The following is an 8,098-nucleotide window of genomic DNA, read 5'->3' as shown; positions in this document are numbered from 1 at the left end:
CCTGCTCCCATGACCGAACTGACCTGGTACAAGAGCAGCCACAGCAGCAACGAAGACGCCGCGTGCGTCGAGGTCGCCGAAGCCCCCGGCACCGTCCACGTCCGCGATTCCAAGGACAGGACCGGCCCCCGGCTCACCTTCGAACCCGCCGCCTGGCAGGCCTTCGTGGACTTCGCCGCCGCCGCCGAAGCCTGACGGCGTCCGGCGGGCGGCGTCGTCACCAGTCGGGGTCCGCGTTCTGGTCCTTGCTCGGAACGTGGAGGTCCCCGTTGAACTGCAGGACGGTCTCCGAGTCGAACCTGTCGCGCGGGATCCCCGTCAGCTTGCTGATCTCGTTCTTCAGTTGCAGGTCGGTGGCCATACCGCCGAGCCCGTAGCGGGGATCACCCGGCTGGTACTGCAGGCGGTTGACCGCCCAGCTCTCCCGGTCCCCCGCGATTCTCACGCGCACGACGCGGTCGGCGTCGATCATGCCCCCCAGCTCCTTCAGGGCGTTCATGGGGGTGAACTGCTCCTTTGATTCGTCCGGCACCTGCACCATGTGGGTGCCCATGATCGAACCGTCGTCGTGGAGAACGGAGACGGTGAGGCAACTGGTGATCTCGGGGTACTTCGCGTACTGGCTGGAACTCGCGGAGCCGACCGCGCCCTCCTCGATGGGCACGGAGTTCGACCGCTTGTACTTCCTGGGCATGTCCCTCTTCCGTTCGCTCGGTCGTCGGGTTCAGTGCGCGTCCTGCTCGTCCGACTCCGTGTCGGGGGCCGGTGTTCCGGGAGCGGCGTAGGGCACGCCGACCCACTGGTCCTCGGGCAGGCGCCGGCCGTCGTCGGCGGACTCGTAGTACTCGACGCGCGGGGTGTCGCCGCCGACGGGCGCGGGGTACTGGTCGGTGTAGTAGAGGACCGTGTCGAAGGACAGGTGCCCGTTGGATCCGAGGTCGGTCCCGTCGTGGCGGATCGGCACCAGGGTGTGGGTCTCCGACCAGAGCGCGCCGGAGTGCTTGGGCGCGACGTCCAGACCGTGGGTGTAGGTGACGGTCTGGAGCGTGGTGACGGAGTAGCGGCGCTCGTAGCCCGTCTCCAGCGACATGTTGACCGAGGCGGTGGCGGTCGCCTTCACCCCGAGGCCGAACGGCTCGGCGGACGCCTCGACGCCGACGCTCACCCCGACCTGGATCCCCGTGGCCTGGGAGAACGCCTCGCTCTGCTCCTTGGTGACACCGGATTCGATCATCTTCGACTCCGGGGCCACGGTGCTTCCCTCCCGGTTGTCCCGGTAGAGCGCGAGCGAGAAGTAGCGCTTGCGCATCACCTTGTAGAACGGCGAGTTCTCCACCTTCCACGCCGCGTCGCGGTCCTTGTCCTGGACCATGAAGTACGGCACCGTCACGATGCGGTCGGTGGCGATCTTCGTCTGCGCGGGAGGCTGGTCGTAGGAATCCAGGTGGGGGATGGCCGGGTCCGGCCCCTTCTCCACGACCGAGGGGACGTCCAGGACGTAGGACACGTCGTTGGGCGCGGGCCTGCCGTTCGGAGCGTAGGTGAACGCCCCGGTGGGGACGTACATGTGCAGGTCCTCGTCGTCGAGCGGGTAGCTCGGGTTCACGACCGCCCACACGTTGTCGAGCAGGGCCTTCTCGGCCACCTCGCCCCGGCGCACGTACGGGTGGTTGTTGTACGTCTCCTTGACGCACGCGATCTTCGTGAGCAATCCCTTCTCGCCCCCCTCGGAGCAGAAGACGTCCCCCAGGGCCCGGTAGCCGGGGGGCGGCACCGGACGCAGGTACACCTGCTTGAAGCCCGCGCCCTCGCCCTGGAAGGTGCCCAGCACCTCGAACTTCACCGGGGGCTTGAGGAGATCGCTCCCGGAGGGTACGCGCGCCAGCAGCCCGCCCTGGTAGTGGACGGCGACCCCGCCGTCGTCGCGGATGTACGCGTCGGTGTAGGGCGTCATCGTGAGCGCCCACCAGCCGTCCGAGAACGGCAGGCGAAAGCTCGCCGTGAGCTTGTCGGTGCCCGTCCAGGTCCTGCCCCATTCGCTCTGCTTCATGGTGAAGGCGAGTTCGAGGTCTCCGTACTTCTGCGTGATCACGGTTCTCCTTCCGGGCCGCACCGCGGGATCCGTCGGGGATCCCCTCGCGGCACGAGGCATTCTGCATGCGCATCACCTCCGGGTCCCGGGGCGCACCGCCTCCACACGCACACGCAATCCCAACAGCGCACGTCCCCGGCGCCCGCCACGGACCGGATCGGGACATAGCCACGGGTTCGCCACAGGAACGTTCGCGCCACGCCCCGTTCGGCCGCCGCCCTGGGAGCATCCCTGCTGGGCACCGGGGAGGTGCCCGTGGACGCGATCGACGGGGGTTGCGATGAACGCTCCGGCCAAGGACGCGAAGGCACCGGTCTGGATCCGGGTCGCCGGAGCACTGGCGGCGGGCCTGTTCCTGCTGGCGGGACTGGCCACGGCCGTTCTCGGCTTCCGCTGGTTCGTCGAGGCGCGCGACGCGACGCTCGCCCACCGCTCCGCCCCGGTGTGCGGCACCGCGTCGCACCGTCCCGGTACGGACTGCGTGCTGCACGAGACCGGCAAGGTGACGGACCGGTACACCGTCAGCGGCGACGGAACCACCTACTACGTGAAGGTGGCGCGCGAGACGGTCCCCACCCACCGCTACGACGTCACCGCGAGCTTCTACGGCGCCACGAAGGTCGGCGCGGACGTGGACCTGACGATCTACCGGGGGCGGGTGGCCGAGCTCTCCTACCAGGGGCACCGCACCGCCAACGTGGGCACGCCCTGGGTCTCCTCCCTTCAGGTGTCCCTCACGGTCGGCCTGGGGGCGGCCCTCACGGTCCTGGGCCTGGCCCTGTCGCGGGTGGGCGCGCGGGTCGGCTCCTTCGCCGCCGCCGTCGGCGGCTTCACCGCCGTCACCGCGATGCTCGGCTGCCTGACCCTCATCGCGAAGGAGTGGCCGGTCGCCGCCCTCCTGGCCGTCCCGGTCCTCGGCTGGCTGTTCACGACCGCCGCCGCCACCGTGGTCGTCTGGGACGAGACGTCCCCGAGACGGGTCCGGCGGTGAAACAGGACGCCGACAGCCCTGATCCGTAGGGGTGGCGGGAGTGGGACGTCGGGTCGGCCGGCCTCCACTCCACCGACGTGATCTAGCCATCGAAGGTCATTTTCCAGCCTGACACACCATTCCAAATGCGAAGAATCCATCTGACATTCGAAACTGATACATCTCCATGACATTGCACATGTGCGGTTTCACATGTGAAATGGCATCACCTCGCCCGATGGCGCCACCGGGCGGGCACCACACCTATCGAAGGAGACTTCGCCATGAACCGTTCGCTGAAGGGTCTGACCCTCCTCGCGGCCACCACGGCCGCCGCCGGCACCCTGATGGCCGCGCCCGCCCAGGCCGCGACCACCGGTACCTCGACCACGACCGCGACGTTCGAGACCTGTAGCCCGTGGTCGCTGCAGAGCGGTCTGCAGACCCAGGTCTGTGCCTCGGTCAACGGCACCAACGTCCAGTTCCTCGGCCGCATCGCCCTGGCCGGCCCGCCGTCCCCCGGCTACCCGCCGCAGCCGCAGGACCTGATCACCACCATCTCCGGCCAGGTCGTCGGCGGCGCCTCGCTCGGCACCGTCAACCAGGGCGTGAACTTCCTCGCCAGCACGGTCACCGTCAACGGCCCGAGCGCCACCGTGCCGTGCAACAACGTCGTCAGCGGCACCTTCAGCGTCGCCAAGTTCGGCTGGAACCCGTCGCCGGTCACCATCAGCACCCCGATCCCCTGCTGATCAGAGCTGACTGAGCACCCGTGAACCCCGGGGTCGGGAGGGCGCGCCTCCCGGCCCCGGCCCGCCCGCCTAGCGGATGAGGCCCACGAAGCCGTCTCCCCCGTCCAGGCAGGCGAACGTACCCGCGCAGCACCGTTCCCACCCGGTGGGTGCCGCGAGCAGGGAGAGCCGCGACCACCGGTGGACGGCCTGTGGGTTCCGGCGGAGCCACAGGCCCAACCGGGGGACCGTCACGTCGTCGGCGGTCGGGGCGGAGGGCCGGGTGGGCCCCGGCAGGACGGAGACGACGTCCGCAGCCGGGTTCCCGAACAGGTCCACGCCGTCCCACACCACCTCGGAGGTCGTGGTCCTTCCCCGGGACGCGCCGGCCTCGACGGTGATCCCGGCGAGCCGGTCGGCGCGGCCCGGCCCTCCCCCGGCGACCGTCAGCACGACGTCCCCGAAGACGGCGACGGTGTTCCACGCCCCGTCGTGGAGGATGCCGCCGAGCCAGGCGTCGTGGGCGTGCCGCAGGTGGGCGTAGCCGGCGCGGGTCAGCGTCATGCACTGCCTCGACCGGTGGCTCCCGGGGGTGGCCCCGAGCATCGCGCCCGCCTCCTCCGGGGTCATCCCGAACCTGAGCGTTCCGGCCCCGGCCGGCAGGACCACGCCGGTCCCCGGCAGCAACTCCAGCATCAGGCCATTCTGCTCCACCCCGCGCCCGCCGCCGACGCAGGGGTGCGTTCGGCCGGCGTCAGGCCGGGTGGACGAGGCGGCTCTCGTAGGCGAAGACCACGGCCTGGATCCGGTCTCGGAGTTCGAGCTTCTGCAGGACCCGCCCCAGATGGGACTTCACGGTCGCCTCCGCGAGATGGAGGGTGGCCGCGATCTCGGCGTTGGACAGGCCTCGGCCCACCTGGACGAGCACCTCGCGTTCACGGACGCTGAGCCGGCTCAGGCGCTCGTCGTCCCCGGGGCTCCTGCCGTCGGGGATGTGCGGGCGGAGGTTCTCCAGCAGGCGCCGGGTGATCCTCGGGGAGACCACCGCGTCGCCCGCGGCGATGCTGCGGATCGCGGTGAGGAACTCCTCGGGCCTGGTGTTCTTCAGCAGGAAGCCCGAGGCTCCGGCGTTGAGCCCGGCGAAGGCGTACTCGTCCAGGTCGAAGGTGGTGAGGATCAGCACCCTGCTCCGCGGGGAGACCTCGACCACCTGCCGGGTCGCCTCGATCCCGTCGGTCCCGGGCATCCGGACGTCCATAAGGACGATGTCGGGGCGCAGCTCCCGGGCGAGGCGGACGGCTTCGGCGCCGTCGGCGGCCTCGCCGACCGGCGCCATGTCGGGCTGGGCCTCCAGGACGGTGCCGAAGGCCATCCGGAGCAGCGCCTCGTCGTCGGCGATCAGGACGCGGATCGTCACGCGGGCCCCGCTCCGCCGCCGAGGAGGAGGCGGGTGTGGACGCCCCAGCCGCCGCCCGGCAGCGGTCCGGCGCGCAGCGTGCCCCCGTAGGCGGCCGAGCGCTCGCGCATGCCGGGGATGCCGTGGCCGGACGGCTTCCCGGCGAGCCGTTGTGGCGGGCGGGGGCCGCTGTCGGTGACGTCCACCGTGACGGCCTCGGCCGAGCACCGGATCCGGACCCGCGCGCGGGTGCCGGCGGGCGTGTGCTTGAGGGCGTTGGTCAAGGCCTCCTGCACCAGGCGGTAGACGGTGAGTTGCGCGGTGGCGGGGACGTGGGCGTGGCCACCGTCGAGATCGAGGCGGGTCGGCAGCCCGGCGGCGCCCATCTGCTCGGCGAGGGCGTCCAGTTGCGCGATGCCGGGCAACGGGTGGCGCTCCGCGTCCGGCTCGTCGGTCCGCAGGACGCCCAGGGTCCGCCGCATGTCGGTCAGGGCCTGCCGGCCGGTCTCGGCGACCTGGAGCATCGCGGCGGTGGTCCGGTCGGGCGAGCGGTGCTGGGCGTAGACGGCGGCGTCGGTGAGCGCGACCATGACGGACAGGTTGTGGGTGACGATGTCGTGCATCTCCCGGGTGATCCGCGTCCGCTCCTCGGCGACGGCCAGGCGCGCCCGCTGCTCCTGCTCCCGCTCGCGGCGGGAGGCCCGTTCCTCCACGGCCGCGAGGTAGGCGCGCGTGGTCCGCACGTTCACCCCGAGGACGGCCGCGGCGACGGCCATCGCGCTGACCGCGACGAAGGGGGTGAGGAACGCGCCGTCCGCCGCCCAGCGCAGGCAGGCCAGCAGCGCCCCCGCCTCCACGACGGCGGCGGCGGCGAGCGCGGCACGCCGGCCCGCGTTCGCGGCCACCGTGTAGAGGGCCACCAGCAGGGCGACGTCCGCCGGCAGTTGCACGTCCGCCAGCCACTGGACGAAGGCCGCGCCCGCCACGGCGGCGAACACCGGAAGCGGGGCCCGGCGGCGCCACAGCAGGGGCAGCGCGAGGGCGGCGGTGAGGGCCACGGCCACCGGCAGCCGGTGCGGCTCGTGGGTGGTCACGACGTTGAGCAGGAGCAGCGCCGCCAGCAGCGACTCCGCCCACGCGGGCGGCAGCCTGGCGACCGTCCTCGCCCACCGCGCCCGCTCCGCGGCCGTCCGGGTCATCTCACGTCCCTGTCGATTCGTCGTCATGGTGGCCCTGCCACGGTAGGCGGAGGGCGCGCGGAGCACATGAGTCCACCGTCTGATCGCAGCGGGCCGGGGTACGACCTCAGGAGGAGCCCCGCCACCTCCCGGGGTCGCAACGCGGGCGCCGATCCGGCCCGCCCGACCGCCACCCCGGTCGCACGAGCCGGCGACCCGGGGCCGATGCGGCGGCGCCAGCCCGGCGCCGACGATGGCCGGGTGACCGAGATCATCACGGGACCGCGCCTGTCCCCCCTGGAAATCCTCGCCCTGCTGGGCGCCGCCGCGCTGGTGGTGGCGCGCTGGCTGCCCCCCGCCGCCCGCCCGCGCGTGACCGTCGCGGCGGGGGTCCTTCTCCTCCTCGCCACGCTCGCGCTGGCGGTGACGGGGCTCCGCTGGCAGCTGCTGCCGGTCCTGGCGGGCGCCGCCCTCGCCCTGCCGTTCGCCCTCGCCCCCCTGCTGCCGCGCCGCACCGGGCGGCCACCGGCGTGGCGGGCCCGGTGGTGGCTGGCGCTGCCGGGATCGCTGGCCTGCGCCGGCCTGATCGCCTCGGGCCCGGTGGCCGCCTGGGCCTTCCCCGTCCCGGCGTTCCCCGCGCCCTCGGGCGGGTTCGCGGTCGGCACCCGCGTGGTGCAGTGGACCGACCCGGGCCGCCCCGAGACCTTCACCGCCGACCCGGACGACCGGCGCACCGTCGTGGTCCAGCTCTGGTACCCCGCGCGGCCGAGCCCCTCGGGCGCGCGGCGGGCCCAGTACCTCGGGCGCACCGGGCAGGAGGCGCGCACCGTCTCCGACGCCCTCGCCCGCGCGGTCGGCCTGCCGGGCTTCCTGATCGACGGCCTTCCGCGGGCCCGCACCCGATCGGTCCCCGACGCCCCGGTGGACGGCACCGGAGGACGGTTCCCGGTCGTCCTGTTCTCCCCCGGGTCGAACGGGGTGCGCACCCAGAACACCGCCTGGGCCGAGGAGTTGGCCAGCCACGGCTATCTGGTCGCCGCCCTCGACCACCCGTACGACTCCGCCGCCGTCGTCCTCGCCGACGGCCGGACGATCACCACCGAGACCACCTCCAGCGGCGACCGGGACAAGGACGAGGAGCTGGCGGCCGACTGGACGGCGATCCGGGCCGCCGACCTCGGCTTCGTCCTCACCCGGCTGGAGGGCCTGGACCGAGGCGAGGGTGCCGACCCGCTGGCCGGCCGCCTGGACACCGGCCGGGTCGCCGTCACCGGCCACTCCCTGGGCGGCGCCGCCGCCCTCCAGGCGGCCCGGCAGGACCGCCGGTTCGACGCCGTCATCGACCTGGACGGCTTCCCGCACGGCCCCGCCTCGCCGCCGCTGACCCAGCCGGCCCTCGCACTCACCCAGGCCATCACCCCGGCGACCGACCCGCGCTACCCGCCCCGGCTCGCCGAGGCCCTCGACGCCGCCACCGCGCCGGGCTACCGCCTCACCGTCCCCGGCGCCGCCCACCTCACCTTCACGGACGGCCCGCTGTACCTGCCGCCCGTCCCCTCCGTCGTCGGCTCCCTGGGCCGCGCCGAGAGCCCCCGCGTCGTCGCCGCGGCCACCCTCGCCTTCCTCGACGCCACCCTCCGGGCGGTCCCCACCGACCCGTCCGCCGCCCTGAAGCCCTACGGCGACCTCACCCTCCACCACCCGCCCGCCACCCGCTGACGCGCGCGGGAG

9 protein-coding genes are annotated in these 8,098 nt (G+C 73.1%); 4 read left to right on the top strand and 5 right to left on the bottom strand.

The window, feature by feature from the left end:
* Positions 1–195: DUF397 domain-containing protein (locus tag ABD308_RS24705; protein ID WP_425554843.1), on the top strand; the 195-nt coding region annotated here is incomplete at its 5' end.
* A gap of 22 nt (positions 196–217) precedes the next feature.
* On the opposite strand, the gene ABD308_RS24700 is transcribed toward ABD308_RS24705, so the two are convergent.
* Together ABD308_RS24700 and ABD308_RS24695 are read right to left on the bottom strand one after the other, a co-directional pair.
* The gene (locus ABD308_RS24700) at positions 218–694 is read right to left on the bottom strand and encodes a hypothetical protein (RefSeq protein ID WP_344338710.1); all 477 of its coding nucleotides are present in this window, start codon (positions 692–694) and stop codon (positions 218–220) included.
* A 30-nt stretch (positions 695–724) separates the two neighbouring features.
* On the bottom strand, positions 725–2,092 hold the full coding sequence (locus tag ABD308_RS24695; RefSeq protein WP_344338708.1) for a hypothetical protein: 1,368 nt from the start codon (positions 2,090–2,092) through the stop codon (positions 725–727).
* Positions 2,093–2,372: 280 nt separating this feature from the next.
* Between ABD308_RS24695 and ABD308_RS24690 the strand changes: the two genes are divergently transcribed.
* On the top strand, positions 2,373–3,083 hold the full coding sequence (locus tag ABD308_RS24690; RefSeq protein ID WP_344338706.1) for a hypothetical protein: 711 nt from the start codon (positions 2,373–2,375) through the stop codon (positions 3,081–3,083).
* Between the two features lie 263 nt (positions 3,084–3,346).
* The gene (locus ABD308_RS24685; RefSeq protein ID WP_344338705.1) at positions 3,347–3,814 is read left to right on the top strand and encodes a hypothetical protein; all 468 of its coding nucleotides are present in this window, start codon (positions 3,347–3,349) and stop codon (positions 3,812–3,814) included.
* Between the two features lie 69 nt (positions 3,815–3,883).
* On the opposite strand, the gene ABD308_RS24680 is transcribed toward ABD308_RS24685, so the two are convergent.
* From ABD308_RS24680 to ABD308_RS24670, 3 genes are read right to left on the bottom strand one after another with little or no spacing between them, the layout of a single operon-like run.
* Positions 3,884–4,489, bottom strand: coding sequence for a hypothetical protein (locus ABD308_RS24680; protein WP_344338703.1), 606 nt, complete (start codon positions 4,487–4,489; stop codon positions 3,884–3,886).
* Between the two features lie 58 nt (positions 4,490–4,547).
* On the bottom strand, positions 4,548–5,210 hold the full coding sequence (locus ABD308_RS24675; protein WP_344338702.1) for a response regulator: 663 nt from the start codon (positions 5,208–5,210) through the stop codon (positions 4,548–4,550).
* Positions 5,207–6,388 carry a sensor histidine kinase gene (locus tag ABD308_RS24670; protein ID WP_344338700.1) on the bottom strand — a complete coding sequence of 394 codons (1,182 nt, stop codon included), beginning with the start codon at positions 6,386–6,388 and terminating at the stop codon, positions 5,207–5,209. Before ABD308_RS24670 ends, ABD308_RS24675 begins: the two co-directional genes overlap by 4 nt.
* Before the next feature lie 204 nt (positions 6,389–6,592).
* On the opposite strand from ABD308_RS24670, the gene ABD308_RS24665 reads away from it, so the two are divergent.
* The gene (locus tag ABD308_RS24665) at positions 6,593–8,086 is read left to right on the top strand and encodes an alpha/beta hydrolase family protein (protein ID WP_344338698.1); all 1,494 of its coding nucleotides are present in this window, start codon (positions 6,593–6,595) and stop codon (positions 8,084–8,086) included.
* Positions 8,087–8,098: the final 12 nt, after the last annotated feature.

The organism is Kitasatospora putterlickiae, from assembly GCF_039527695.1.
GTDB classification, from domain to species: domain Bacteria; phylum Actinomycetota; class Actinomycetes; order Streptomycetales; family Streptomycetaceae; genus Kitasatospora; species Kitasatospora putterlickiae.
This window is presented reverse-complemented; position numbering and strand designations above follow the sequence as displayed.